The organism is Anoxybacillus sp. B2M1 (genome assembly GCF_001634265.1).
Taxonomy (GTDB): Bacteria; Bacillota; Bacilli; order Bacillales; family Anoxybacillaceae; genus Anoxybacteroides; species Anoxybacteroides rupiense.
Genome location: NZ_CP015435.1, coordinates 1,906,592 through 1,933,266, shown reverse-complemented (window position 1 = coordinate 1,933,266; position 26,675 = coordinate 1,906,592). Strand labels below are relative to the sequence as shown.

Annotated in this window: 26 protein-coding genes; 22 read left to right on the top strand and 4 right to left on the bottom strand. The window is 42.4% G+C overall.

The window, feature by feature from the left end:
- Positions 1 to 59 precede the first annotated feature (59 nt).
- The 4 genes from GFC28_RS09290 to GFC28_RS09270 all read left to right on the top strand — a co-directional run bounded on the left by GFC28_RS09290 (position 60) and on the right by GFC28_RS09270 (position 3,450).
- Positions 60 to 242, top strand: a complete 183-nt coding sequence (locus tag GFC28_RS09290) for a sporulation YhaL family protein (protein WP_044745632.1) — start codon at positions 60 to 62, stop codon at positions 240 to 242.
- A 496-nt stretch (positions 243 to 738) separates the two neighbouring features.
- Positions 739 to 1,821, top strand: a complete 1,083-nt coding sequence (gene serC, locus GFC28_RS09285; protein WP_044745633.1) for a 3-phosphoserine/phosphohydroxythreonine transaminase — start codon at positions 739 to 741, stop codon at positions 1,819 to 1,821.
- Positions 1,822 to 1,935: 114 nt separating this feature from the next.
- Positions 1,936 to 2,460 (top strand): tryptophan transporter, encoded by a 525-nt coding sequence (locus GFC28_RS09280; RefSeq protein WP_044745634.1) that lies wholly within the window; start codon positions 1,936 to 1,938, stop codon positions 2,458 to 2,460.
- A gap of 393 nt (positions 2,461 to 2,853) precedes the next feature.
- The gene (locus tag GFC28_RS09270; RefSeq protein WP_172798649.1) at positions 2,854 to 3,450 is read left to right on the top strand and encodes an HTH-type transcriptional regulator Hpr; all 597 of its coding nucleotides are present in this window, start codon (positions 2,854 to 2,856) and stop codon (positions 3,448 to 3,450) included.
- Here GFC28_RS09270 and GFC28_RS09265 read toward each other — a convergent pair.
- Positions 3,445 to 3,783, bottom strand: coding sequence for a YhaI family protein (locus GFC28_RS09265; protein ID WP_044745637.1), 339 nt, complete (start codon positions 3,781 to 3,783; stop codon positions 3,445 to 3,447). The two genes, GFC28_RS09270 and GFC28_RS09265, sit on opposite strands and share 6 nt — an antisense overlap.
- A gap of 537 nt (positions 3,784 to 4,320) precedes the next feature.
- Here GFC28_RS09265 and GFC28_RS09255 point away from each other — a divergent pair.
- Complete coding sequence (locus tag GFC28_RS09255; RefSeq protein WP_044745638.1) at positions 4,321 to 4,500, top strand: hypothetical protein; 180 nt, start codon at positions 4,321 to 4,323, stop codon at positions 4,498 to 4,500.
- Positions 4,501 to 4,542: 42 nt separating this feature from the next.
- On the opposite strand, the gene GFC28_RS19270 is transcribed toward GFC28_RS09255, so the two are convergent.
- A complete protein-coding gene (locus GFC28_RS19270) occupies positions 4,543 to 4,635 on the bottom strand; it encodes a YjcZ family sporulation protein (RefSeq protein WP_063504933.1) in 93 nt (30 codons plus the stop codon).
- A 381-nt stretch (positions 4,636 to 5,016) separates the two neighbouring features.
- Between GFC28_RS19270 and GFC28_RS09245 the strand changes: the two genes are divergently transcribed.
- Positions 5,017 to 5,850, top strand: coding sequence for a peptidylprolyl isomerase (locus GFC28_RS09245; RefSeq protein WP_044745639.1), 834 nt, complete (start codon positions 5,017 to 5,019; stop codon positions 5,848 to 5,850).
- Positions 5,851 to 5,883: 33 nt separating this feature from the next.
- On the opposite strand, the gene GFC28_RS09240 is transcribed toward GFC28_RS09245, so the two are convergent.
- Positions 5,884 to 6,306, bottom strand: a complete 423-nt coding sequence (locus GFC28_RS09240; protein ID WP_044745640.1) for an HIT family protein — start codon at positions 6,304 to 6,306, stop codon at positions 5,884 to 5,886.
- Between the two features lie 489 nt (positions 6,307 to 6,795).
- Here GFC28_RS09240 and GFC28_RS09235 point away from each other — a divergent pair, with 489 nt between their 5' ends.
- The 14 genes from GFC28_RS09235 to GFC28_RS09170 all read left to right on the top strand — a co-directional run bounded on the left by GFC28_RS09235 (position 6,796) and on the right by GFC28_RS09170 (position 23,603).
- The gene (locus tag GFC28_RS09235) at positions 6,796 to 7,539 is read left to right on the top strand and encodes an ABC transporter ATP-binding protein (RefSeq protein ID WP_304439438.1); all 744 of its coding nucleotides are present in this window, start codon (positions 6,796 to 6,798) and stop codon (positions 7,537 to 7,539) included.
- The gene (locus GFC28_RS09230; protein ID WP_044745642.1) at positions 7,532 to 8,740 is read left to right on the top strand and encodes an ABC transporter permease; all 1,209 of its coding nucleotides are present in this window, start codon (positions 7,532 to 7,534) and stop codon (positions 8,738 to 8,740) included. Before GFC28_RS09235 ends, GFC28_RS09230 begins: the two co-directional genes overlap by 8 nt.
- The gene (locus tag GFC28_RS09225) at positions 8,737 to 9,240 is read left to right on the top strand and encodes an antibiotic biosynthesis monooxygenase family protein (protein ID WP_044745643.1); all 504 of its coding nucleotides are present in this window, start codon (positions 8,737 to 8,739) and stop codon (positions 9,238 to 9,240) included. The genes GFC28_RS09230 and GFC28_RS09225 overlap by 4 nt, the downstream gene beginning before the upstream one ends.
- Positions 9,241 to 9,403: 163 nt before the next feature.
- Positions 9,404 to 10,798: a hypothetical protein gene (locus GFC28_RS09220; RefSeq protein ID WP_044745644.1), complete on the top strand. Its 1,395-nt coding sequence runs from the start codon at positions 9,404 to 9,406 to the stop codon at positions 10,796 to 10,798.
- Between the two features lie 146 nt (positions 10,799 to 10,944).
- Complete coding sequence (locus tag GFC28_RS09215) at positions 10,945 to 12,120, top strand: M20 family metallopeptidase (protein ID WP_044745645.1); 1,176 nt, start codon at positions 10,945 to 10,947, stop codon at positions 12,118 to 12,120.
- Positions 12,121 to 12,260: 140 nt separating this feature from the next.
- Complete coding sequence (gene hemE, locus GFC28_RS09210; protein ID WP_044745763.1) at positions 12,261 to 13,310, top strand: uroporphyrinogen decarboxylase; 1,050 nt, start codon at positions 12,261 to 12,263, stop codon at positions 13,308 to 13,310.
- A 10-nt stretch (positions 13,311 to 13,320) separates the two neighbouring features.
- Complete coding sequence (gene hemH / locus GFC28_RS09205) at positions 13,321 to 14,256, top strand: ferrochelatase (protein WP_044745646.1); 936 nt, start codon at positions 13,321 to 13,323, stop codon at positions 14,254 to 14,256.
- A 17-nt stretch (positions 14,257 to 14,273) separates the two neighbouring features.
- Positions 14,274 to 15,704 carry a protoporphyrinogen oxidase gene (hemY, locus tag GFC28_RS09200; RefSeq protein ID WP_044745647.1) on the top strand — a complete coding sequence of 477 codons (1,431 nt, stop codon included), beginning with the start codon at positions 14,274 to 14,276 and terminating at the stop codon, positions 15,702 to 15,704.
- 97 nt (positions 15,705 to 15,801) lie between these two features.
- Positions 15,802 to 16,374 (top strand): TetR/AcrR family transcriptional regulator, encoded by a 573-nt coding sequence (locus GFC28_RS09195; RefSeq protein WP_044745648.1) that lies wholly within the window; start codon positions 15,802 to 15,804, stop codon positions 16,372 to 16,374.
- A gap of 71 nt (positions 16,375 to 16,445) precedes the next feature.
- Positions 16,446 to 18,848 (top strand): YhgE/Pip domain-containing protein, encoded by a 2,403-nt coding sequence (locus GFC28_RS09190; RefSeq protein WP_044745649.1) that lies wholly within the window; start codon positions 16,446 to 16,448, stop codon positions 18,846 to 18,848.
- A 136-nt stretch (positions 18,849 to 18,984) separates the two neighbouring features.
- Complete coding sequence (locus GFC28_RS09185; RefSeq protein WP_044745650.1) at positions 18,985 to 20,001, top strand: LacI family DNA-binding transcriptional regulator; 1,017 nt, start codon at positions 18,985 to 18,987, stop codon at positions 19,999 to 20,001.
- Positions 20,002 to 20,061: 60 nt separating this feature from the next.
- On the top strand, positions 20,062 to 21,369 hold the full coding sequence (locus GFC28_RS09180) for an ABC transporter substrate-binding protein (RefSeq protein ID WP_044745651.1): 1,308 nt from the start codon (positions 20,062 to 20,064) through the stop codon (positions 21,367 to 21,369).
- Between the two features lie 89 nt (positions 21,370 to 21,458).
- The gene (locus tag GFC28_RS09175; RefSeq protein ID WP_044745652.1) at positions 21,459 to 22,760 is read left to right on the top strand and encodes an ABC transporter permease subunit; all 1,302 of its coding nucleotides are present in this window, start codon (positions 21,459 to 21,461) and stop codon (positions 22,758 to 22,760) included.
- A gap of 15 nt (positions 22,761 to 22,775) precedes the next feature.
- Positions 22,776 to 23,603 (top strand): carbohydrate ABC transporter permease, encoded by an 828-nt coding sequence (locus tag GFC28_RS09170; protein WP_044745653.1) that lies wholly within the window; start codon positions 22,776 to 22,778, stop codon positions 23,601 to 23,603.
- Between the two features lie 38 nt (positions 23,604 to 23,641).
- On the opposite strand, the gene yhfH is transcribed toward GFC28_RS09170, so the two are convergent.
- Positions 23,642 to 23,779 (bottom strand): protein YhfH, encoded by a 138-nt coding sequence (gene yhfH, locus GFC28_RS18845; RefSeq protein WP_080860509.1) that lies wholly within the window; start codon positions 23,777 to 23,779, stop codon positions 23,642 to 23,644.
- A gap of 152 nt (positions 23,780 to 23,931) precedes the next feature.
- Between yhfH and GFC28_RS09165 the strand changes: the two genes are divergently transcribed.
- On the top strand, positions 23,932 to 24,666 hold the full coding sequence (locus tag GFC28_RS09165) for an MBL fold metallo-hydrolase (RefSeq protein ID WP_044745654.1): 735 nt from the start codon (positions 23,932 to 23,934) through the stop codon (positions 24,664 to 24,666).
- Positions 24,667 to 25,057: 391 nt separating this feature from the next.
- Positions 25,058 to 26,596, top strand: coding sequence for a fatty acid--CoA ligase family protein (locus GFC28_RS09160; RefSeq protein ID WP_044745655.1), 1,539 nt, complete (start codon positions 25,058 to 25,060; stop codon positions 26,594 to 26,596).
- Positions 26,597 to 26,675: the final 79 nt, after the last annotated feature.

Here is a 26,675-nt window from a genome sequence, read left to right as displayed (position 1 = left end):
AACGATCGTTGGATCATATAGTGGAAATAAGACAAGCTGAGTAGATAGGGGGGAAGAATGTGCTATCTTTGCCATGGTGGATTTATATTGTCATTGCTGGAATTGTGTTTAGCGGGTACATGACGGTGAGAACGGCGGCTAAAGAGAGAGAAATCGATGAAGCCTTCATTGAAAAAGAAGGAGAAATTTATATGCAGCGCATTCGAGAGGAAAAAATGCGCCGGCAGCAGCAATCCTTATGATAGGCACAAGGCTTCAAACAGTTGCCAAACGCTTTCATCCGTTCGTCCGCTTATGAACGCTATGTTCGATTAGCGCCTTCACTCGGCAGCGTTCCTTGTCTGTCAAGTATTTTCAAGAAAAATGCTGCTATGAATGGGGATAATTGTATAAAATGGTTGTAGACAAAGCAAAAAGGAACTTTATCAACCATTTGAATCCTTGTGATAGGCACAAGGATTTTATTTTTTATCCGCGGAGTCTTGATGTACCAACATCAACATTTGGTCCATATAAGCCGATGGTGCTCCGATATGTCGGCGATCAAGAGACGGGGATTTACAAATAGCGATCACTCATATTTATAACAGCACAAGGACCATCAGTAAATCGCTTGTATCTGATCCAAAAGTTATTTTTTAGAATTTCCAAAAAATAAGCTTTATTTTTTTAGGTTTCATGTTAGGATAATAAATAACTGTTATTCAGTAAAGAAATAAAGTAGGGGGAATCTAGCAGATGAAAAGGGCATACAACTTTAATGCAGGTCCATCAGCGCTTCCGCTTGCTGTATTGCAGCGTGCACAGCAGGAACTGCTTGATTTTCGCGACACCGGCATGTCGGTGATGGAATTAAGCCATCGCAGCAAAGAGTATGATGAGGTCCATAATCGGGCAAAGCAATTATTAAAAGAGCTTATGAATATTCCCGATACGCATGATGTGCTCTTTTTGCAGGGAGGAGCAAGTTTGCAGTTTTCGATGGTGCCCATGAATTTCCTGACAGATGGCCGAGTGGGCAATTATGTGCTAACGGGGGCTTGGTCGGAAAAAGCGTTGAAAGAAGCGAAAAAAGTAGGAGAAACGCATATTGCCGCATCGAGTAAAGAAGAGAATTACGCGTACATTCCAGCGAATGAAAGCATTCAGCTTTCCGAAGAGGCCGCTTATTTACATATCACATCCAACAATACGATTTTTGGAACGCAATGGAACGAGTTTCCGGATGTGGCTACCGATTTAATTGCCGATATGTCGAGCGATATTTTAAGCCGAGAGATCGATGTGGCGAAATTTGCTCTCATTTATGCCGGAGCGCAAAAAAATTTAGGGCCGTCCGGTGTGACAGTAGCGATTATCCGCAACGATTTGCTTGAAAGAATTCCAGAAAATCTGCCGACCATGCTTGATTACCGCACATATAGCACAAGTAATTCTTTATATAATACGCCGCCGACCTTTGCGATTTATATGCTTTCGCTCGTGCTCGAATGGGTCAAAGAGCAGGGAGGAGTGGGAGTGATTGAAAAACGCAACCAAGAAAAAGCAGGGGTTATTTATGCCGCAATTGATGAAAGCGATGGGTTTTATGCGCCGCACGCGAAAAAAGACAGCCGCTCTTTAATGAATATTACGTTTACATTGCCAAACGAGGAAGTAACAAAAAAGTTTTTGGCTGAAGCAAAAGAACGCGGATTTGTTGGATTGGCGGGACATCGTTCTGTTGGCGGCTGCCGCGCTTCTGTTTATAATGCGGTTCCTTTGGAAGCATGTGAAGCGTTAGCACAATTTATGAAGGAGTTCCCAAAATATTTTGGTTAAAAATTTTTCTTCACTTTTATGCGATAAAGTAGTATAATGTAAAAAATCTTGTAATAGGCAAAAGGTACTAGAGAAGAGAAGGTTAGAAAAGCTTAGATGAGGAGAGATGAGAAAATGAAAGCAAAAGTTTTAGTTTTTCTTGCACTGTTTGTGGGGATTGGTGCGGTGCTGCACAGTGCAATTCCTGGATTCTTTTTTGGCATGAAGCCAGATATGATGCTGCTGATGATGTTTTTGGGCATTTTGTTGTTTCCTGATAAAAAGTCAGTCGGTCTGCTGGGAATGGCAACCGGCATCATTTCGGGGATTACGACAAGCTTTCCAGGGGGACTATTGCCCAATCTGCTTGATAAACCAACGACAGCCTTTATATTTTTGGCTTTGTTGCTTATGATGAAAAAATATGGACAAACAACGAAGGGGGCCGCTGTTTTAACAGCGATAGGAACGATCGTTTCTGGCACGATTTTTTTGACAGTCGCTCTACTTGTTGTCGGCCTGCCTGGAGGTGCTGCTTTTTCAAGCTTGTTCGTTACGGTTGTGTTGCCAACAGCCTTGATTAACACCCTTGCTATTCTATTCGTATATCCGCTTGTATCGTCCATTTTTAAGCGGACGAATATGGCGGCACAACCGTAAAACAACAAAACCCGATCGCTTCAGGTCGGGTTTTGCTATAAAAAGTGCTGCAGCGACCAGGCCAGCAAAAAAGAAAAAACAGCGACAAGTATATATAAAAGCAGCCTTTGTTGCAATATTCTTTTGGGCGGATACATTTTGGCCTTATGTAGCGAAAAAAATGTGGCTGCTGCAAGACAGAGAAAAACAACACTAAGAATATAACAAAAGGACATTATATAAACCATCATATTCTCCTCCTATGTTTCACTATATGTACCTTGTTCTTTAACTATGAGTCTCGAGATGTGTTATTCTTTATTTAAAAATTCTAACATTTGTATCTTTATTAATTTTTATTTTACTGGCATAATAGAATAAAATAATAATGGTGAGGGAAGAGTGGGTGGAACGATGAAACATGGAGAACAACATTATTCCATAAAAGAAGCAATGATGTTTAGCCAGCGGATTGCACAATTAAGCAAAGCGCTTTGGAAATCAATCGAAAAGGATTGGCAGCAGTGGATCAAACCGTTCGATCTAAACATTAATGAACATCATATTTTATGGATTGCTTATCATTTTAAAGGAGCTTCTATTTCAGAAATCGCAAAATTTGGGGTCATGCACGTATCAACCGCATTTAACTTTTCCAAAAAGCTAGAAGAAAGAGGACTGCTGTCCTTTTCGAAAAAACAAGATGATAAACGCAACACATATATTGAGTTGACAGAAAAAGGCGAGCAAGTGTTTTTGAAGCTGATGGAATCATATGATCCAAAGCAAAATGCTGTGTTGAATGGAGCGCTGCCTTTGCGTGAGCTATACGGGAAATTTCCAGAAATTTTAGAAATGATGTGTATTATCCGCAATATTTATGGGGATGATTTCATGGAGATTTTCGAAAAATCGTTTGAAAATATTCAAACAGATTTTATTGAGGAAGAAGGAAAGCTGATAAAAAAGACGTTGCCAGAAGCTGAGAAGGAAGTAGCGAGCCAATCATGAGGAAGGAATCGTTTCGATCAACTTTTTAAATTCTTGCATCAGCGGAACAAACAAACGTTGTTTTAGCAAAGCATCAATAGTTTTTTCAAGCGGAAGACGAGGATGGAGCATGCCGGCAAAATGAAGCAAAAGCGGAGTGAAAATCGTCAAGCCTTCCGCTTTTTGTTTTTCATATTCTTTGTTCAATTCTTCACAAAGGGAAAGAACTTCTTCTACTTCTTCTTTTGCCAAATCAGCGGCGATAACGAGAGAATAAAAAGGATTTTTGGACTCATCCACCATTTGTAATAGCAGTGATCGGTGATACTCAAGTTTTGCCATTCGTTTTTCCATATGTCGTCTTCCCCCTTGTTATATATTTTATTCAAATAATAGAAAATAACCAACTATAAGTTTTTGTATGCATAACAGTCTGGCAACCATCAATTTTTAGCATTCTTTTCCTCCTATTAGCTCCATTTAGTTAGGAAGGGGGAGCTTCAACACTTGCGTGTCAGATTTAATTCATTCATTTGTTGTCTTTGTGCTCAATATGAGCGAATGGTATGCGTAAAAATCCAAGCTTGGAAGGCAAGTCGCCGATCTGCCCGGCTGCGCCAAAGCATGGCTGAGCGTCGGTTAACAAGCTGCTTACTCGTAAATGAACTTGGCTGTAAGCGGCATTGTTGGGTTGTGCGGCCATCGGAAAATGCCGCAAACTTCATATTTTTGTAAATGTGAATAGGTCGAGTGACAACGATTACATAAACATCGGTACATTTCTTCATTGATGCTGGAAAATTAAAGGTGGTAAAATACATATTGATTTATCCAGAAAAAAATTGTAAAGTAAATAAAGTAATTTTGTAAGGAATAGGAGGGGAGTTAAACATGACGATTTACTTCATACCCCTTGCTGTCATTATTTTATTTTCTATTAATCAGCTTACTAATACGCTTTGTGTTCAAAAAGAAATTCCCGAGGACAAACAGCCGGTCGTGTTCCGCACCATTAATGTACTTATCACTATTTTACTTATTTCTTCTTATTTTGAAGTGTTATTTACATAAAAAAAGCTGACAGCCATGACTGCCAGCTTTTTTATTAGGCATTTAGAACCACCATGCACTCCCGACAATAATTAATAAAATGAACAACACGACAATCAACGCGAATCCACCAGCGTAAGGAACAGGTGCACCCATTATAACACCTCCTTTCAAAAAGGGGGCTCTCGTTTTTGGATAGTTTATTTTATGCAGCCGCGATAAAGTGTGTATAGGCACATGCCCTATATTCATTCACGCTCATTTTCAGTTCTGGAAAAGCGGCGTTGTTTCGGTCGTACGGCTGTCGAAATGCTTGCTTCAGGCACATGCTGACGCCTCTAGTTGTGATATAGATTTTTCCTTCATCTGCTATTCTTGTTTGAAGAAGAAGGATCATAAGATCGTTATATTTTAGGAAAAAAAATCTTAATCGCAATGGTGGAATAGGGGAAAACATTTTTGTATTATGGGAAAATGTGTTATATTAATTGTTGTAGTTTTTTGCAAAAAATTTTGATAGTAGGAGTTGTGAATTGGATGAAAAAATGGACAATTGCTGTTGCGGCAGCAGCTTCTGTTCTTGCTCTATCTGCTTGTAGCAATGGAGATTCAAAAGTCATTGCGGAGACGAAAGCGGGCGACATTACGAAGGAAGAATTTTATAACGCAATGAAAGAGCGGTATGGTAAAGAAGTCATCCGCGACCTTGTGTATGAAAAGGTGTTAAGCAAGAAGTATAAAGTGACGGATAAAGAAATTGATAAGCAAATTGAGAACTTAAAGGAGATGTACGGAACGCAATATGATTTAGCTGTTCAGCAAAACGGCGAAAAAGCGATCCGTGACATGGTGAAGCTGGACTTGCTGCGCCAAAAAGCAGCGGTAGCGGATGTCAAAGTAACCGAAAAAGAATTAAAACAATATTACGATCAATACAAGCCGGAAATACGGGCAAGCCATATTTTAGTCAAGGATGAAAAAACAGCGCAAGAGGTTAAGGCGAAGCTGGATAAAGGAGAAGACTTTGCTAAGCTCGCTAAAGAGTATTCGCAGGATACAGGCTCTGCACAAAACGGCGGCGATTTAGGCTGGTTTGGTACAGGCAAAATGGTGAAGGAGTTTGAGGATGCCGCTTACGCCTTGAAGGTTGGGGAAATTAGCCAGCCGATTAAAACGGAGTATGGTTATCATATTATTAAAGTGACGGATAAAAAGAAAAAGCCGTCCTACGAACAAATGAAGGATGAAATCGAATTTGAAGTGAAAAAGAGCAAGGTTGACGCTTCACAGATTGAGTCAAAAGTAGCGAAAGTGATTAAAGACGCGAACGTGAAAATTGAAGATGAGGATCTTAAAGATGCCATTCAATAATCAAACAGGGAAGCAGATCGCTTCCCTGTTTGATTATTGCACTCCATTTTGAATCGTCTCGGCAATGGTTTGTAAATCTGCAAACGTATAATCGCTGGCATGTGATTTCCACACAGCGCCAAATCCATCGCCTTTTCCATAGCGCGGAATAAGGTGAACATGATAATGGAAAACCGTTTGTCCAGCCTGTTCACCATTGTTGTTTAACAGATTTAGACCCACCGGGGCAAGCTGCTGCTTAATGGCGTTGGCGATTTTCGGAACAACGCGGAAAACGTGGCTTGCCGTATCGGACGTAAGTTCAAAAATATCTTTTGTATGTACTTTTGGAATGACGAGCGTATGCCCTTTTGTGACTTGGCTAATGTCAAGAAAGGCTAACACATGCTCGTCCTCATATACTTTTGCGGCGGGAATATCGCCATTGATAATTTTGCAAAAAATGCAATCACTCATAAAACCGGCCACCTTTCTCGCGATTTTAATTACATTTTACCATAAAAAGAACAGGATGTAAGCCGGAATGGCCACATCCTGTCAATCATGAAAAGGGGTAAGGACTTATTCAATGAAATGGCGTTTGATGAACACCTCATTTACTTATGGGTTTTTACTTCATGAACATTTCTTTGTTCATAATGATCATCTTTTTTCCAAAGGAACAAAAGCCTTGGATATCATTGGATGATCTCCGACGAACACCTCATTTACAAGAGATTTCTCTTTTGCTTTAAGCGGTGTTATCTTTTGTAAACACCTCATTTCAATTTGGACGATTCACCAAACCACAATGATCATCAATAGCTGTTTAAGCGGTTCCTCATCCCCTCTTCGTTATTTATCATCTCCTAATCAGCCGCTTATATACTTCTCATTTTTGGAAAAAATCAAGTTTTTTTGATAAAATGACGGTAACGCGATTGAATTAGGAAGAAAGGAAAACGAATCATGGCGCTTTTAGAAGTGAAACATGTACATGGCGGTTATACGAACAGAAATGTCCTTGAGGATGTTTCGTTTGCGGTAGACACCGGCAAAATTGTCGGGTTGATTGGTTTAAACGGCGCAGGAAAAAGCACGACGATTAAGCATATTATTGGATTAATGGAGCCGAGGAAAGGGACGATTACGATCAATGGAAAGATGTTTGCCGATGATCCACAATGGTATCGCAGTCAGTTTACGTACATACCGGAAACACCGATCTTATACGATGAATTAACATTAAAAGAGCATTTAGAATTAATGGCGATGGCGTATGGCTTGCCAAAAGCGGAATATGAAAAGCGGCTTCCTCTGCTGTTAAAAGAGTTCCGCATGGAGAAAAAACTGTCTTGGTTTCCGGCTCATTTCTCAAAAGGAATGAAGCAAAAAGTCATGATTATGTGCGCCTTTTTAATTGAGCCGTCTCTTTATATTATTGATGAGCCCTTTGTCGGCCTTGACCCGCTTGGTATCCAATCGCTGCTTCAGCTGATTCAAAGCATGAAAGAAAAAGGAGCCGGTATTTTAATGTCAACCCACATTTTAGCGACTGCTGAGAGATATTGCGATGCATTTGTCATTCTTCATCATGGCAAGGTAAAGGCAAAAGGAACATTAGAAGAACTGCGCCAACAGCTTCAGCTCCCGACCGCGACATTAGATGAGATTTATATTGAATTAACAAAGGAAGAGGAATATGCTTGATAGCCGCTTACTGTGGAAGCAGCGCTTCGTTCGTTACGGCTCTGAACGAAGGCGTTATTTGCGGTATATGCTTAATGATCATTTGTTGTTTGTGCTGTTGATTGGCTTGGGAGCTGGTGCGTTTGCCTATCAGCGATGGCTACAAACGTTAACAAGCAGCTTTCCTTATGCAATGGTAGAAGCTGTTGTTCTTTCGATGTTTCTTACATACGGCTCTGTCCGCACTTTTTTTAGAGAAGCGGATCTTGTCTTTTTATTGCCGGCTGAAGCAAAACTTACGCCTTATCTTCGCCGCGCCTTTGTATTCAGCTGGGGGATGCAGGCGTCTCTGCTTTCTTTAGCTGTTTTGGCTCTGGCTCCGTTACATCTCGAGTTTTCGGCATTATCGATATGGCTGCTGTGGATCATTTTATTAGCCTTAAAGGGATGGAATATGTGGATTGGTTGGAAAGAGCAAAGTTTTGCAACGACGGGGGCTCGTTCTTTCGGCTATGGAACAAGACTGCTTTTTAATATGGTCTTTTTGTATTTTTTGTTAAAAAACGCATCCATACTATTTTGGGGTATGCTACTGCTTATTATGGCGGCTTTGTCTTTCTACTTTATGCAGACAACGAAGCGAAAAGGGCTGAACTGGGAACATCTGATCCTTCAAGAAGAAAAGGCACAATTATCATTTTATCGGCTAGCTAACATTTTTACAGATGTTCCTCATTTGAAAGAGCGGGCGAAGCGTCGTAGATGGATGGATTTTGTCTTATCCTTTGTCCCGTATCGTCAAGAGCAGGCGTTTCGTTATTTATATTTACGGACGTTTTTAAGAGCAGGAGATTATTTGGGACTTTACATACGGTTAACTTGTATTTCCTGCCTTGTCCTTTATATTGTACCGCCTATCTACGGGAAAATAATCGCTGCTTTATTTTTCCTTTATGCCACTGGATTTCAATTATTAAGGCTTCAGCAGCACCATCGTTCCAATCTTTTTTATAAATTATATCCATTGTCTGATCAGTTGAAGAAAAAAACCGTGCTTCAGCTTTTGTTTTGGCTTTTGCTTGGACAAAATATCGTGTTTGCGCTCTTTATGCTTGTATTCGGCTATGTGGTGCATGGTCTATTATTGCTGTTTATCGGTTTGGTTTTTAGTTACTGGCTATTGTTTTTTTATTTCAATCGGCGCAGGAGGGTGAATAGATGAAAAAGATATATGTGACCACAGGAACAAGAGATTATTTGCAAAAATTGAAAGACAGCTATGCTCATGAAACGATGCTATTGCTTGAAGGAGAAGATGGAGCCGCGCTTTTTCATGAAACAGATGGCAGTACGGTTTTTCAGGAGCCGCGTCATTACGAAGTGATTGATGCGGTTGGAAACTTAGGAGGATCATTTGCCGTGCTCAATCATATTCCGGTGACAGATGAAGGAAGGCCATTATTTGAATACCGCTTTAGTCAGCGGGCCGGATTAATTGAAAAAGAACCAGGATTTGTCGCTATTCGTGTATTACGCCCTTTATCAAACGATACGTATATCATTATGACATTGTGGGAAGGAAAAGAGCATTTTCAAAATTGGCAGCGTTCGCGCGCGTTTGAAAAAGCACATCACGAACGAAAAGCGAAAGAAGAAGAAGGACAGCAAGTTAAGCTCTTTCCCCGCCCTTCTTACGTAACAACTTATAGCATTATCGAATAAAATTTCAAATGCCGCTAAATTATAGCGGCATTTTTGTTTTTTCGACTATTTCCGAGGAAATGGGGCGGTCACACCTTTTTCCGTTTTTCATATCATGTAAGCACATCCGTTAGGTAAACGCCTTGTTTATCGTGATGGGGAAAACGGAAAGGGGAAATAAGGTATGGGAGTGGAGCTAACAGCGCTACACTGGATGTATTTGCTGTTTATCGTGCTGATTATTGGATTTATGGTCGCACGAAAAGATACATCGTTTGTTTGTATTATCGGTATTTTTTTGCTGGGGATGGTGGCGACACATTCACTAAGCACTGCCGTTAGCGTGGTGTTTAACAGTTTTATTTATGCGATTACCGAGCTATTGCCAACGATTTTGGTAATCTCCGTTATTGTGGCAATGAGCAAAATATTAACGGCCACAGGCATCAATGATATGATGGTTTCTCCATTTGCTAAGCTGATTCGAACGCCAGGTGGAGCCTATTGGACGATCGGACTTTTAATGATGGTGATTTCGTGGTTTTTCTGGCCATCACCGGCAGTAGCGATTATGGGAGCAGTCCTTTTGCCTGTTGCTATCCGCGCAGGGCTTCCAGCTTTAGGAGTAGCGGTGGCTATGAACTTGTTTGGACATGGCATTGCATTATCAAGTGATTTTGTCATTCAAGGAGCGCCTAAGCTGACAGCGGATGCCGCCAATCTCCCGGTTTCACAGGTGGTGGCTGCGAGCGTTCCGCTTGTTTTAGTGATGGGGATCGTAACAACGGTAACGGCGTTTATATTGCTGCGCCGTGATATGAAAAATGGGAAGCTACGCTCACCTCTTAATGAAAACGTTACCGCGGCAAAAGCCGAACAGCCTCCTTCTCTGCTATCCAAAAAAGCGAAAATAGCGTTTGCTTTTATGATCTTGTTTTTATTTGCACTCAATGTTGTGGCTATGTCCTACTTGCATTTGCAAGGAGGAGATGCTACCGCTTTAGTTGGAGGCACCTCCATTTTTATCTTGATTTTAATCGCTTTGTTTGCTCATAAGCAAAACAGCTTTGAAGAGATTACGAATTATTTTATTGAAGGCTTTCAATTTGGTTTTAAAATATTTGGCGCCGTTATTCCGATTGCTGCATTTTTTTATCTTGGTGATACGGGATTTGCGAAGATTATCGGTGAGTACTTACCAAATTCTTCACATGGGATTGTCAATGATTTGGGAGTGGCATTAGCTCATCTTGTTCCTCTAAATAAGGGAATTAGCGCGGTCACATTAACAATCGTGGGAGCCATTACAGGATTAGACGGCTCTGGATTTTCAGGCATTTCATTAGCCGGTTCGATTGCGCATTTATTTTCAACGGCCATCGGCACAGGTGCTGCTACACTGACAGCGCTTGGACAAATTGCTGCCATTTGGGTGGGAGGAGGCACGCTTGTTCCTTGGGCTTTAATTCCAGCTGCCGCGATTTGCGGAGTTGATCCATTTGAGCTAGCCCGGCGGAATTTAGTGCCTGTTACGATTGGCTTAGTCGTAACCACCATTGTTGCGATGTTTTTGATTTGAGCTATTCACTGTCAAACCTCTAAAAGGAATGTAGGCATGAGGGTTCAGAAGATTTTTCGTTTGCATCTATTTCAGCTGCCTTTTGATTAAAGAGGCAGCTTTTGTCATATCATGATATAATAAGGAAAAAAACAGGGGGAGAGAAAATGAATATTCCATTATATGAACGCCTAGAGGCTTATTATGGTGAAATGGTGTCGATTCGCCGCTATTTGCACCAGCATCCCGAGCTATCATTTCAAGAATATCAAACGGCCAAGTACATAGCTGATTATTATAAAGCGTTACACGTTCCTGTCCAAGAACAGGTGGGCGGCAATGGAGTAGTCGCCAAAATTCACGGGGGAAAACCGGGGAAAACGGTCGCGCTTCGAGCTGATTTTGATGCGCTGCCTATTCAAGATGAAAAGGATGTTCCATACAAATCAACAGTTCCTGGAGTGATGCATGCGTGCGGACATGATGGACATACGGCGTCATTGCTTGTACTAGGTAAAGTGCTTCACGAAATGCGGGAGGAAATAGCTGGAACGATTGTTCTGATTCATCAACATGCTGAAGAATATGCGCCAGGCGGGGCCATTTCCATGATTGAAGCGGGATGCTTGGAAGGAGTGGATGCTATTTTTGGCACGCATTTATGGGCAACAGAACCGACAGGAAAAATTCAATATCGAACAGGGCCGATTATGGCTGCTGCTGACCGATTCGAAATAACGATCAAAGGGATGGGCGGCCATGGTGCGGAACCGCATCGCACCAAAGATGCGATCGTTGTAGCCTCACAGCTTGTGCTTGCTTTGCAGCAAATTGTCAGCCGCCGTGTGAATCCCTTGCAGCCAGCTGTCGTGTCAGTTGGATCATTCATCGCAGATAACGCCTTTAACATCATTGCCGATACGGCAAAGCTGATTGGAACAGTGCGCACCTTTGATGAAGCTGTGCGCGATGAGATTGAGAAAGAAATTGAGCGGATTACAAAAGGCGTTTGTTTAGCTGCGGATTGTTTGTATGAGTATACATATACAAAGGGATATCCGCCAGTTGTCAATCATGAAGAAGAAACGAAGCTGATTGTAGACATCGCGAAGCAGGTTTCTGAGGTTACGATGATTGAAGAAGTGGAGCCGCGTATGGGCGGAGAGGATTTTGCCTACTATTTGCAAAAGGTAAGGGGAACCTTTTTCTTTACTGGAGCGAAAGCGGAGGAGGTTAGTTCCCCATTTCCGCATCATCATCCTAGATTTGATTTTGATGAAAGAGCGATGTTAATTGCTGCTAAAATGCTTGGAACAGCTGCTCTATCCTATTTGACAAAATAAATCGTCAATTTTTTGACACTTCGTGATGTTTTCTATACATTAAAGAGAGAAACTTGTATAGTTGTAATTGTACACAACTTGGCTTGTGGCCAAGTTTTCTTATGTAACGGCATAAATGTCATAAAGGAAGGCGGATGATGATGACAACGAAATTACCATTTAATGATACATTTTTGCGCGCCTGTCTTGGGGAAAAAACAGAATATGTTCCTGTATGGTACATGAGACAGGCAGGACGTTCACAACCGGAATACCGGGCTCTAAAAGAAAAGTACTCTTTGTTTGAAATTACGCACCAGCCAGAGTTGTGCGCCTATGTCACTCGGCTGCCTGTTGAACAATATCAGGTTGATGCAGCCATTCTTTATAAAGATATTATGTCACCGCTTCCAGCAATCGGAGTGGAAGTGGATATTAAAGCGGGGATCGGTCCGGTCATCGCTAATCCGATTCGTTCCCTTCAAGATGTAGAGAAGCTCGGAGAGATCCAGCCAGAGGAAGATGTTCCTTATGTGTTGGAAACGATTCGCTTGTTAACGATCGAACAACTGACCGTTCCGCTCATCGGTTTTGCCGGTGCACCATTTACACTAGCAAGCTACATGATTGAAGGGGGACCTTCAAAAAATTACAATAAAACAAAAGCGTTTATGTATGCAGAGCCAAAAGCATGGTTTGCGTTGATGGACAAGCTGGCCGATATGACCATTCGCTACGTGAAAGCTCAGATTAAAGCAGGGGCAAAAGCCATTCAAATTTTCGATTCGTGGGTTGGAGCGGTCAATGTGCCAGACTATCGTTATTTTATTAAGCCGACCATGCAACGGATTTTCTCGGAGCTTCGCGAGGAAAATGTTCCGCTCATCATGTTTGGTGTGGGCGCTAGCCACTTGGCAAAAGAGTGGAACGATTTGCCACTCGATGTCGTAGGGGTGGATTGGCGTTTATCGATTAAAGAGGCGCGAGCTCAAGGAATTACAAAAGCGCTTCAAGGAAACCTAGATCCTGCTGTGCTGCTTGCGCCTTGGGAAGTTATTGAAGCAAGGGTTAAACAAATTTTAGATGAGGGAATGGAGCAATCCGGGTATGTGTTCAATTTAGGACATGGCATTTTTCCAGAGATTCGTCCAGAGACGCTGAAGCGGTTAACCGCGTTTATACATGAATATACATCGCAAAATAGAAAATGAGGTGTTCAAAATGGCGAAAAAGAGAATGGGTCTGCTTGTTATGGCATATGGTACCCCATATAAAGAAGAGGATATCGAACGCTATTATACGCATATTCGCCATGGGCGAAAGCCGCCTCTTGAACAGCTTCAAGATTTAAAGGAGCGCTATGAAGCCATTGGCGGCATTTCTCCTTTAGCGAAAATTACGAAAGAGCAGGCTGAAGCGTTAGAACAGCATTTAAATGAAATCCAAGATAAGATCGACTTTCGCATGTATTTAGGTTTAAAGCATATTGAACCGTTTGTCGAGGATGCGGTCAAAAAAATGCACGAAGATGGGATTGAGGGGGCTGTGAGCCTTGTGCTCGCACCGCATTTTTCAACCTTTAGCATTCAATCGTACAATACGCGCGCCAAGGCAGAGGCGGAAAAGCTGAACGGTCCAATCATCCATGCGATTGAAAGCTGGTATCAAGAACCGAAATTTATTGAGTATTGGGTGGAAAAAGTAAAAGAAATATATGGCCAAATGAGTAAAGAAGAACGAGAGAAAGCGGTGTTGATTGTATCGGCTCACAGCTTGCCGGAAAAAATTATAGCTGCAGGCGATCCGTACCCAAGTCAGTTACAAGAAACGGCAGAGATGATTGCCAAAGGAGCCGGAGTCACTCATTATGCAGTGGGATGGCAAAGCGCCGGCAATACGCCAGAGCCATGGCTTGGACCAGATGTGCAAGATTTAACAAGACAGCTGCACCAGGAAAAAGGCTACACGTCCTTTGTTTATCTACCGGTTGGATTTGTTGCTGATCATTTAGAAGTGCTTTATGATAATGATATTGAATGTAAACAAGTGACGGAGGAAATCGGAGCGAACTATTACCGTCCAGAAATGCCAAATGCTCATCCTTCCTTTATCGATGCGTTAGCAACAGTGGTTTTAAAGCATATGAAACTTATGTAAAAGAAGGCGATGAAACGGTGAGTGAGGAAAAGAAAACGGTCATTGTAATTGGAGGAGGAATTGCCGGAATAGCCGCTGCTTACTATTTACAAAAAGCGATTAGAGAACAGCGGCTACCGATTGAATGTAAGCTGGTTGAAGCTACACACCGACTTGGCGGAAAAATTCAAACGGTCATTCATGACGGTTTTGTGATTGAACGGGGGCCTGACTCATTTTTAGCGCGAAAGCAAAGCGCGTCTCGCCTTGTCCATGAAGTGGGGCTTCAAGATAAAATCGTGCACAACGCAACAGGAAAATCGTATATATTAGTGAATGGAAAATTATATGCCATCCCTGGCGGTGCGGTGATGGGAATTCCTACGAAGATAGGCCCTTTTGTGACAACAGGGTTATTTTCACCGGTTGGAAAGCTGCGGGCGGCATTCGATTTTATTTTGCCGCCGACCAAAACAGACGCAGATTTATCACTGGGACAATTTTTTCGCCGAAGACTTGGAGATGAAGTAGTAGAGAATTTGATTGAACCGCTTTTATCAGGAATTTATGCCGGAGATATCGACCAAATGAGCTTGATGGCAACATTCCCGCAATTTTTCCATGTTGAGCAAAAATATGGAAGCCTTGTGCTGGGAACCAAGCGGACAACTCCAAAACAAGAAGGACAGAAAAACAAAAAAGGGGCCTTTCAGACGTTAACGACGGGGCTGCAATCACTAGTCGATGAGATTGAAAAACGATTGGAGCACGGAAGCGTACTCAAAGGCATTCGCGTTGAAAAAATTGAAAGAAAACATACGAATTATTCGCTATATTTAAGCAATGGCGATGTATGGAAAGCCGATAGCATTGTGATTGCCACTCCGCATCAAACAGTGCCATCCATGCTTTCTGATTATCCGTTTTTGGCGCCATTTAAAGCAGTTCCGTCCACTTCGGTTGCGACAGTAGCGCTTGCTTTTCCAGAGAGAGCGATTGAACAAGATATAGACGGAACAGGTTTTGTTGTATCGCGACGCAGCGATTATACGATAACGGCCTGCACGTGGACGCATAAAAAATGGCCGCATACCGCTCCAGCAGACAAAGCGTTATTGCGTTGCTATGTCGGGCGTCCAGGAGACGAAACAATCGTGGAGCAATCGGATGATGAAATCGTCAAGGTTGTACTTGATGACTTAAATAAAATCATGCGCATTAATGGCAATCCAGAACTTTCGATTGTTTCCAGATGGAAGGAAGCGATGCCGCAATATACGGTTGGCCATAAAGAAAGAATCGAGACCATAAAATCACAAATGGCTGAACACCTTCCGGGCGTATTTTTAGCGGGCAGTTCTTATGAAGGATTGGGAATGCCCGATTGTATTGATCAAGGGGAGGAAGCGGTCAAAAAAGTACTGGATTATTTAGAAATGAATAGAGAAGCGCTAAAAGAGGTTAACTAACAAGGTTAACCTCTTTACTTTTTCTCTGTTCTATGGTAACATTCCTTATACCATATGACTGAAATGTTCATTTAGTCAATTTGCAGGAGGAAGGAAAATGTCAGTGAATCGAAAGCAGCAAATTATTGAGGCTGCTACGCAATCTTTTTCGCTGTTTGGATATAAGGCGACGACGATGGATCAAGTGGCAAAGATGGCGAATGTCGGAAAGGGAACGATTTATACTTTTTTTAATAGCAAAGAAGACCTGCTCGAAGAAATTATTTCATCCGTTATTATTGAAATTAAAGAAGCAGCTGAGCAGTCGATTGATGAAAATCGTTCCTTTTTTGAAAATGTTCATCGTGCGCTATACCGCATTTTAGAGTTTCGCAAACAGCATCAGCTGACGATTAAGCTTTTGCAGGAAGTACGTGATATCGGCACTCCTACGGTTCAAGAGGTGCTGCATAAACTAGATGAGGCGATTCTTGCCTATATTCGCGATAAAATTGAAGAGGCCATGCAGAAGGGGGAAATTCGTCCATGTGATGCTGAAATCACGGCATTTTTAATGCTGAAAATGTATCTTGCGCTTGTGTTTGAATGGGAAAAAAAGCACGAGCCGCTCTCAAAAGAAAAAATTGCCGAATTATTTGAGCTATATTTTTTCAAAGGATTATCAAAATGATGGTCCTTCTTCTTTTTTGAAAATATGACTGAATGAACAAAATGGTCAGGTGTCTAAAAAGGAGGGAGACAATGAAAGAGTTTTCATTGTTGCTTCAGGAAATTAAGTCGATTGCTGCCAATCGAAAAATATTGATTCCGATTATTGCTATACTCTTTATTCCATTCATGTATAGCGGAATGTTTTTATGGGCGTTTTGGGATCCGTATGGGCAGTTAGATAAACTGCCGGTTGCTGTTGTTAATCATGATAAGGGCGCTGTCTTAAATGGAGAAAAGCTGGAGATTGGCAACGAACTTGTGAAAAAGCTCAAAGAAAAAAACACGTTCGCATGGCACTTTGTGTCGCAACAAGAAGCAAATAAAGGGTTAAAGCAGCGCAAGTATTATATGGTTGTCGAGATTCCTGAAAATTTCTCAGAAAACGCCACAACCTTACAAAATGAACATCCGAAGCAAATGGAGATTGTTTATAAGCCGAACGAAGGGATGAACTTTTTATCAGCACAAATCGGAAATAAAGCGGTTGAAGCAATCAAAGAGGAAATCTCCCGCACGGTAACGGCGACTTATGCAGAAGCAATGCTTGAAAATGTACAGAAGATGGCGAAAGGATTACAGGAAGCGAGCGCTGGTGCAAAACAATTAAATAATGGGATTTCAACTGCGGAGGACGGGGCCGTTCAATTGCAGAAGGGCCTTCATTCTGCACAAACAGGAGGCAGCCAGCTTCAGAAAGGGATTGGATCAGCCAAGACTGGGGCAGAAACCATCAATCAAAACTTAACTTTCTTAGCGGAGAAGTCAGCTGCCTTTGAAAACGGGGTGAAATCGGCCAGTGAAGGTTCCCAGCATTTAAATGACGGCCTTCAGCAGCTAAATGGCGGATTGGGAAGAATACATGAAGGTCAATCCCAACTGCTTAATGGAGCGAAGCAAACAGAAGGTGGCACAAAGAGTCTTTTGGAAGGAATTCAGCAATCACTGTCAGGGATGGAACAACTACAAGAAGCACTGCCATCGTTGACTAATGGCTCTCTACAGTTAAAGGAGGGAAGCGGAGAGCTTTCTGCATCATTGTCACAATGGCAGCAAGGGGCTGAAAGCACAAAGGACGGAGCGATGCAAGTCAGCAACGGACTGGAGCAAGTGGTAACCGAGTTAGATGGAATGATTGCTCAAGCACCAACTGAGGAGGAAAAAGCAAAATTACAAACGATAAAAAATCAGCTTCAGCCTTTATGGCAAGGAAGCAAACGAACAACGGAGGGAATCGGCCAGCTCACTGCTAGCGCCACGGCACTAAAAGCTGGAGCCGATCAGCTGGCAGAGGGAGCGCTTCAGCTTTATAGCGGGGAGAATGCCTTCAACCAAGGCTTTAAGCAAGTGATAGACGGTCAACAGAAGCTGGCAGAAGGAGCGAGCGCTCTTGTAGAAGGTCAAGGAAAAGTGATTCAAGGCTTAGCGGTATTAGAAGAAAAAACGGGAGAAGCGAAAGCGGGAACGGCTGATCTCGCCAATGGAAGCCATCAGCTCTCCAATGGTTTACAAGAGCTTGCGGATGGTTCAGGACGCTTAAAGGATGGAGCAAGCCAGTTAGCCAACGGATCTAGCCAGCTTGCCGGCGGTATGACAGCGTTAGAAAATGGCGCTTCCCAGCTTCTAGCAGGAATGAATCGATTAACGGATGGATCGAATCAATTAGTCAATGGTATGGAAAAACTTGATAACGGATCGGGAGAACTTGCGCAAAAGCTTACAGACGGGGCAAAAGAATCCAAAAATGTTAAAGCAAATAATGAAGTTTATCATATGTTTGCGGAACCAGTAAAGCTAAAAACCGAATCCATTCACCATGTGCCGAACTATGGAACAGGAATGGCTCCGTATCTTTTATCGCTTGGATTATATGTAGGAGCGCTTCTTTCGACTATTGTATTTCCGCTACGTTCACCAGCGGGCGTGCCGCGTTCTGGATTAAGCTGGTTCATTAGCAAATTTGGTGTGATGATGCTGATTGGGACAGTGCAAGCATTGCTTGCGGATCTGGTGCTGCTTATCGGATTAGGAATCCATGTACAAAGCGCCCCGAGATTTATCATTTTTAGTATCATTGTCAGCTTTGCGTTTATGGCATTGATCCAATTTCTTGTCACAACGTTAGAGGACCCGGGCCGATTTATTGGAATTATCATTCTCATTTTGCAATTGTCAGCGAGCGCAGGGACGTTCCCTATTGAATTAGTTCCAAAGGCTCTGCAGCATGTAACGGCTTATTTACCAATGACATACTCCATTCAAGGGTTCCGATCTGTCATTTCCAGCGGAGATTTTTCCTTCATGTGGGAAAACGCGGCTATTCTTGCGATTTATCTAGTGTTCGGTGCATTTAGCACAGCCTTATACTTCATATATTGGCATAAACGGAAATTTCATAAGACCGCAAAACAGATGACAGAAGCACCTCAGGCGTAACGGCGGGGTGCTTTTGTTAAAAAATGTTGAGATTGCTAGTTGAATGTTTTTGGAAAGTTGATTATAATTCAAATATGAAAACGATTTCATTACCGCGAAAGGCGCGGCACTCCAACAAGAAAGGGGGTATGCAGCGATGCCAACGATTGAAGATGTAGCGAAGCTGGCAGGGCTTTCTCGGACAACTGTATCACGAGTGATTAACAATCATCCATATGTGTCAGAAGATAAAAGGAAATTGGTCATCGAAGCGATGGAGCAGCTCGGATATGTTCCGAATTCTTCGGCAAGAAGCTTGAGAAGTCAGAAAACAGATGTGATTGCATTATTTGTTCCAAGAATCATGAATCCGTTTTTTAGCCATTTAGTAGAGTCGATGGAAATTGCTGCTGCTGAGCATGGCTACCAGCTTATTATTTGCCAGACGAGATATTCGGCGGAAAAAGAATTAAATTATATGAATTTATTAAAGATGAAACAAGTAGACGGCGTCATTTTAGCCTCTATGCAAAATGATTGGAACGTCATTGAACCGTTTTTAAACTATGGTCCAATCATTCTGTGCAATGAGTTTGACGAACAAGCGAACGTTCCATCCGTGATGCTTGATCAAGTAGAAGGAGGCTACATAGCGACAAAGCATCTGCTTGAACAAGGCCATCGCCGCATTGCGTATTGCCAAGGCGGAGCGCGCAGCAATGTCGCCAGCCATCGGGAAAGAGGATTTCGCAAAGCGCTTGCGGAATATAAAATTGAATTTAATGAACAATACGCATTCCGCAATGTGTTTCACAGCGAGGGCGGCCGGCGCGTGTTTCATGAAATGATAGCGCTTTCTGAACCTCCGACCGCCGTATTCACAGGCAGCGATGAAGTAGCCGCTGGAATTATTTCTGAGGCAAATAAGCATGGCTACAGCATCCCTGAGCAGCTTGCCGTAGTAGGTTTTGACAATCAAGAAATTACGGAATTAATAGAGCCGACGATTACGACTGTATACCAGCCGGTTGAGCAAATGGCCCAGAAGGCGCTTGAAATAATGGTGGAAAAAATTCATTCCCGCAAATATCGATGTCGTGAAGTATATGAATTTCCGCTTGAATTGATCGTCAGAGAGTCGACGGTATCATCGAATAAACTGGTGACATTATAAGCCTTCAAGGTTTTGAAATCGATTTCTGAAGCTGTTTAGTACGATACGGGGGGTACACGTATGAAAAAAACGGTCAAACTATCTTCTGCTTTGTTAGCGCTTACATTCGGGTTAACGGCATGTTCTAGTGGCAACAGCGATCAGGGGACTGATCAAAAGGAAACAAACAAAGGAGACTCATCAGACAAAAAAGTAACCATTGTGTATGCGCGTGGCCAAGATTCTACGAAAGCGACGGAAAAGGTGATTGAAGCGTTTGAAAAGGCTCATCCCAACATTAAAGTAGAGTTCCGCGAAATGCCCGCTGATACAGGCAAGCAGCACGACTCATATGTAACGATGCTGAATGCTCAATCAGCGGAAATTGATGTGATGGATCTTGATGTGGTTTGGCCTGCTGAGTTTGCTCAGGCGGGCTATACGCTGCCACTTGACCGTTTTATTGATAATGATGGTATCGATCTCAGCAAGTACAATCAAGGGGCGTTAGCGGCCGGTAACTTCAACGGAAAGCAGTGGGCGTTACCGAAATTTATTGATGCTGGAATGCTCTTTTATCGTACCGATCTTGTGCCTCAGGACAAAGTGCCAAAAACATGGGATGAATTATTAGCCATGGCGAAGCAATTAAAAGGAACAGGAGGCACCAAGTTTGGTTATTTAATGCAGGCAAAGCAATATGAAGGATTAGTATGTAACGCAGTCGAGTTTATTGCTTCCTATGGCGGCAAAATCGTGGATGAAAATAATAACGTTGTTATAAACAGCCCAGAAGCGATCAAAGGGTTGAAGAAAATGGTCGAAATTGTAAAATCAGATGCCGTGCCAAGCAATATTACGACATTCACAGAGCCTGAATCGCATACGGCGTTTATTGAAGGACAGTCCCCGTTTATTCGCAACTGGCCTTACCAATATGCACTGGCCAATGACCAAACTCAATCGAAAATCGTCGGCAAGGTTGGCGTAGCACCGCTTCCAGCGGGTGATAAAGGATCTGCCGCTACTTTAGGAGGTTGGATGACAGCCATTAACAAATATTCGAAACATCCGAAAGAGGCTTGGGAATTCGTAAAGTTTATGACGGGACCAGAGGGGCAAAAAATTTCCGCTATTTACGGTGGACTTGCTCCAACGCTTCCAGAGTTGTATAAAGATGCGGATGTGCTCAAAGCGAATCCATTCTTTGGTGAGCAAGGATTCGTTAATGCTCTTAATGCAGCGGTACCGCGCCCTGTTGTGCCAAACTATCCGGAAGTGTCAGAAATCATCCAAATCAATGTATCAAAAGCTCTTGCCGGAGAATTAACGGTTGAGCAAGCAGTTGCAAACATGGAAAAAGAAATTAAGGCAGCCTTAAACAAATAATTGTTGCTCAACGATTTGGTTAGCCTTCAGATCGCTGTTTGTTCAGCGCTGAAGGCTAATTATCCTTTATGGCATAGGAGGAGAACCGCATGAGGAACGGAAAACGCGCAGAACAAATATTAGGATATTCGCTTGTTGCTCCAGCGCTGCTGCTTATTTTAGCGGTGGCCATTTGGCCGGTTATTCAATCATTTTATTACAGCCTGTTTGATTATCGGTTAAATGATCCGACTAAATCTTCCATTCATCTGAATTATAGCCTTGATCTCGAAGGTTATTTACAAAATTATCCATTCTTAAAAAGCTCTTTAACACAGGAAATGGCACAAGCAAATCCTGACGCGAAGAAAGCGCTGGTAGATGTCGAGGAAAAGCTGAAAAAAATGGATCAGACGATTCGCGCAGATCAGGAAGTAGCCAAACGCTACGATCAAGTGGATGAGGCTTTAAATAATTTCGAGTCACCAAGCGATGAGCTTAAAATGGTGGAGATTGATGAGGAAGCCGCCCAGCAGTTCCAAAATAACGTCCGAGAAGTAATCAAAACACTTTCTCAAATGAAAGAAGAAGGGAAATTAAAACAGGCAGATAAAATTGTCGGACTTGCTCAGGGGTTAAAGGGAGTGGTTGTGGAACCGAATTTTATTGGCTGGCAGCATTACAAGGACAGCCTTGGTGATACGCGTACATGGAAAGCATTGTGGAATACCACCTCTTTTACGATCATTTCTGTAGCGATTGAACTAGTCTTGGGATTAGGAATTGCCCTTTTAATTAACAAAACCTTCTTTGGCCGCGGATTAGTGAGGGCCGCCATTCTTGTTCCGTGGGCAATCCCGACAGCTGTGTCAGCATTAATGTGGAAATTTTTATATGATGGACAGAATGGGATTGTCGCGAAATATTTTGAGGATATTGGAATTGTTCATCGGATGGGGGATTTATTGACAACAGAAGTAGGAGCGATGTTTGCTGTTATTTTTGCTGATGTATGGAAGACAACTCCTTATATGGCCCTACTTTTGCTGGCCGGATTACAGACCATACCAAGCTCCTTATATGAAGCAGCCTCCATTGATGGGGCGACCAAATGGCAGCAGTTCACAAAAATTACGCTGCCGCTATTGAAGTCAAGCATTCTTGTTGCGTTACTATTCCGCACACTGGATGCCTTCCGTGTTTTTGATCTCATTTATGTGCTGACAGGCGGAGGTCCAGCGAATTCGACAGAAACGATTTCCATTTTGGCTTATAAAATGATGTTCTCGCAAACGAACTTTGGAGAAGGCTCTGCATTAGCCGTTATTGTCTTTATATGTGTTGCTCTTATTTCCATGATTTATATTAAACTATTAGGCGCGGACTTGCTCTCGGATGGCGCAAAAAAATAAAGGAGGGGTGAGACGATGTCTAAAAAAGCTGGACCATTATTTTTTGTTTGTTTAGCCGTTTTTATCTTTTTTGTGATGTTTCCATTTTTATGGATTTTACTTAGTTCAGTGAAACCGTTGAGCGAGCTGTTTGGCGATCATGCGTTTCAATGGTTTACGAGCCATCCTACCTTTGAATCATACGTTTCTGTGTTTGTCAATTATCCATTTCTGCGATATTTGTGGAACAGCACAGTGGTTGCGACCATTACCACCGTGTATACGGTATTTGTGGCGGCATTTGCTGCCTATGCCATTGCACGTCTTGAATTTAAAGGAAAGGCCGTCATTCTCGGATTGGTCTTGGCCGTGTCAATGTTTCCGCAAATTGCGACGATTTCCCCCATTTACATGTTTGTTAAAAAATTTGGTTTAACGAATAGCTATTTAGGTTTAATTATTCCGTATACTACGTTTGCTTTACCATTGTCTATTTGGCTGCTTGTTACGTTTTTTAGAAAAATCCCATTTGATTTAGAGGAAGCAGCGAAAATGGACGGAGCTACGCCGATGCAAACGTATTTTAAAGTTATTTTGCCGCTGGCAGTACCGGGGGTATTTACAACTTCGATTCTTGTATTTATTGCTGCTTGGAATGAATTTCTATTTGCTTTGACGATCAATACAGCTGAAAAATATAAAACGGTTCCGGTTGGAATTGCGATGTTCCAAGGACAATATACGATTCCATGGGGAGAGCTATCAGCTGCAACCGTGATTGTGACGGTTCCGCTCGTGATCATGGTATTATTATTTCAGCGGCGGATTGTCTCTGGATTAACATCTGGATCTGTAAAAGAATAGAAAAAGGATGCTCCTTACTAGCGAGCATCCTTTTTCTATTAATGATGATGGATCACGCCTAAACAGTCGTTGCATTTATTGCCGTAACATTCATGCTGCTCTTCGATTTCTTTTCCACAATCTGTACATTTTTTAGGCGGAAGGTTTCTGAAAAATTCAGAAATTTTCATTAGCATGGGAATCGCCTCCGTTGATTTGTTATTTATATTGTATTATAACAGTGTTCAATAAGTCAATAACTGTTTTAAAACAAAATTCCACAATCGTGAAAAATGTTGGAGAATTATGTATGATATAAAAAAGACTACATATGTAGAGGTGAGTGATGATGAAAGTAACGGTCATTGGATATTGGGGCGGGTTCCCAGCCGCCAATGAAGCAACGTCTGGATATTTATTGGAATATGATGGATTTCGGTTATTAGTGGATTGCGGGAGCGGAGTGCTTTCAAAATTGCAAAATTATGTGTCAGTGGAAAAGCTAGATGCCGTCATCTTGTCGCATTATCACCATGACCATGTGGCCGATATCGGACCGCTCCAATATGCGTGGCTGATTAAGAAAAATCTCGGATTTTCATTGCCAGAACTGCCTATTTACGGTCATCCATTTGACTCGTTGGGTTTTGCGCGCCTCGCTCACAAAGAGATCACAAAAGCGGTCGCGTACGATCCAGAGAAACCGTTGGAAATCGGACCGTTTGCGATTCAATTTATGAAAACTGCGCATCCGGTGATTTGCTACGCCATGCGCATCACAGCGGGAGGCTCCACGGTTGTTTATACGGCGGATTCCAGCTACTTACCAGAGTTTGTGCCATTTTCGCAAAATGCCGACTTATTCATTTGTGAAAGCAACTTTTATGCGGGACAAAACGCGGCTCCAGCTGGTCACATGACAAGTGAAGAAGCGGCAGCCATCGCCCGCGATGCGAACGTAGGAACCTTGTTATTAACGCATTTGCCGCATTTCGGAGATCACGCGCAGCTCGTTCAGGAAGCAAAAACGATATTTGCCGGAACAGTAAAGCTTGCAGCGACAGGGCTTGTATGGGAAAGATAAACAAACGCACGAACTTTCTCCCTTTTGATTCCATCATAAAATGAAAAACAAGCAGTAAATAATGACTAGCTTTTGGAATGCGATAGAAGAAAAAAACGCAGGCTTTCTAGGCTGTTGAGATTTCTCGACAGCCTAGATTCATATATCTTGTTGATGATCGTATACAATCTAGCGGATCATTTGAACGGTTTTTCAAAACAATTGAATGATAGTGGTTAGCATCTTTGTGAATGCCGCTATTAGAATAACAAGAAAAAACAGATCGATAAAATGGAGGAGCGGGGCTTTTTTCTTGCGCTTCTCTTTTTTATAAAATATAATATATTTAGAATTTTTTTTATTATTAAATGAATGATTATTCATTCATTAATTAAGCAGGGGAGAGGGTTTTATGAATTTATCGTGGCGATTGGCAGAGGTGGCCAAGCAGCTGCCACAGAAGAAAGCGTATGTGTTTGAAGGAGAAAGCTGTACATATCAAGAATTGCATGAACGAATCTCGCGGTTTGCGAGCGGACTAGCCAGCATGGGAGTTGGCAAAGGGGATCACATTGCGCTATTGCTTGGAAATTCGCCATACTTCATTATTGGATTATATGGAGCGTTGCGGACGGGAGCGACGGTCATACCGGTCAATCCGATTTATACGCCTGATGAAATTGGTTATATTTTAACCAATGGCGATGTGAAAGCGGTTATAGGCTTAGATTTGCTTGTTCCGCTATTTCAGAAAATGGAAGCGCGCTTACCAAACATTGAGCATGTCATCGTATGTGACACACCGCAAGGAAAAGATCAGCCTATTTCATTCACCGGCAAAATGAAATCGTTTACAGACGTCTTAAAGGCTGGTGTGGCTGATTATCAAGGACCGCAGCTTGCTGAGGATGATACAGCGGTTATTTTATATACATCAGGAACGACAGGAAAGCCGAAAGGAGCGATGCTGACACATAAGAATCTGTATAGCAACGCGCAAGATACGGCCAATTATTTAAAAATAAACGAGAGCGATCGCGTGATTGCTACATTGCCGATGTTTCATGTTTTTTGTTTGACCGTTGCGCTCAATGCGCCGTTGATGAATGGCGGAACGGTGCTGATTGTTCCAAAATTCAGCCCTGCGAAAATCTTTCAGCTTGCCAGAGAGGAGAAAGCGACGATCTTTGCTGGGGTGCCAACAATGTACAACTTTTTGTACCAATATGAACACGGAAAAGCGGAGGATTTTCAAACATTGCGGCTTTGCATCTCTGGCGGAGCCTCGATGCCGGTGGCGCTGCTTAAAAATTTTGAGCAAAAATTTAAAGTGATTGTATCAGAAGGATATGGATTGTCAGAGGCTTCTCCGGTTACGTGTTTTAATCCGCTTGATCGTCCGCGCAAACCGGGGTCCATTGGCTGCAGCATTTTACATGTGGAAAATAAAGTGGTGAACGAATTTGGCGAGGAAGTGCCAGTCGGAGAAGTCGGCGAATTAATTGTGCGCGGTCCGAACGTGATGAAGGGATATTATAAAATGCCGGAGGAAACGGCTCATGCACTTCGCAACGGCTGGCTTTACACCGGAGATTTGGCGAAAATGGATGAGGAAGGATATTTTTATATCGTTGATCGCAAAAAAGATATGATTATTGTCGGAGGATATAATGTTTATCCTCGCGAGGTAGAGGAGGTGCTGTACAGTCATCCGGACATTGTTGAAGCAGCGGTCATCGGCATTCCTGATCCCGATTTTGGAGAAGCAGTCAAGTGCTTTGTTGTATCTAAGAATGCCGATTTAACGGAGGAACAGCTGATCGAATATTGCCGGGAGCATCTTGCCAAGTATAAGGTGCCAAGCATGGTTGAATTTTTAGACGAAATCCCGAAAAATACAACCGGGAAAATTTTAAGAAGGGCATTGAAGGAGCAATTGACTTCACGCTAAGCGACATTCAAGCCCGTGGGTGATGGATTTAAATAGAAAGAGAAAGCGGTGTAAATGGGCTTGGCTGAAAAAAGTGCCG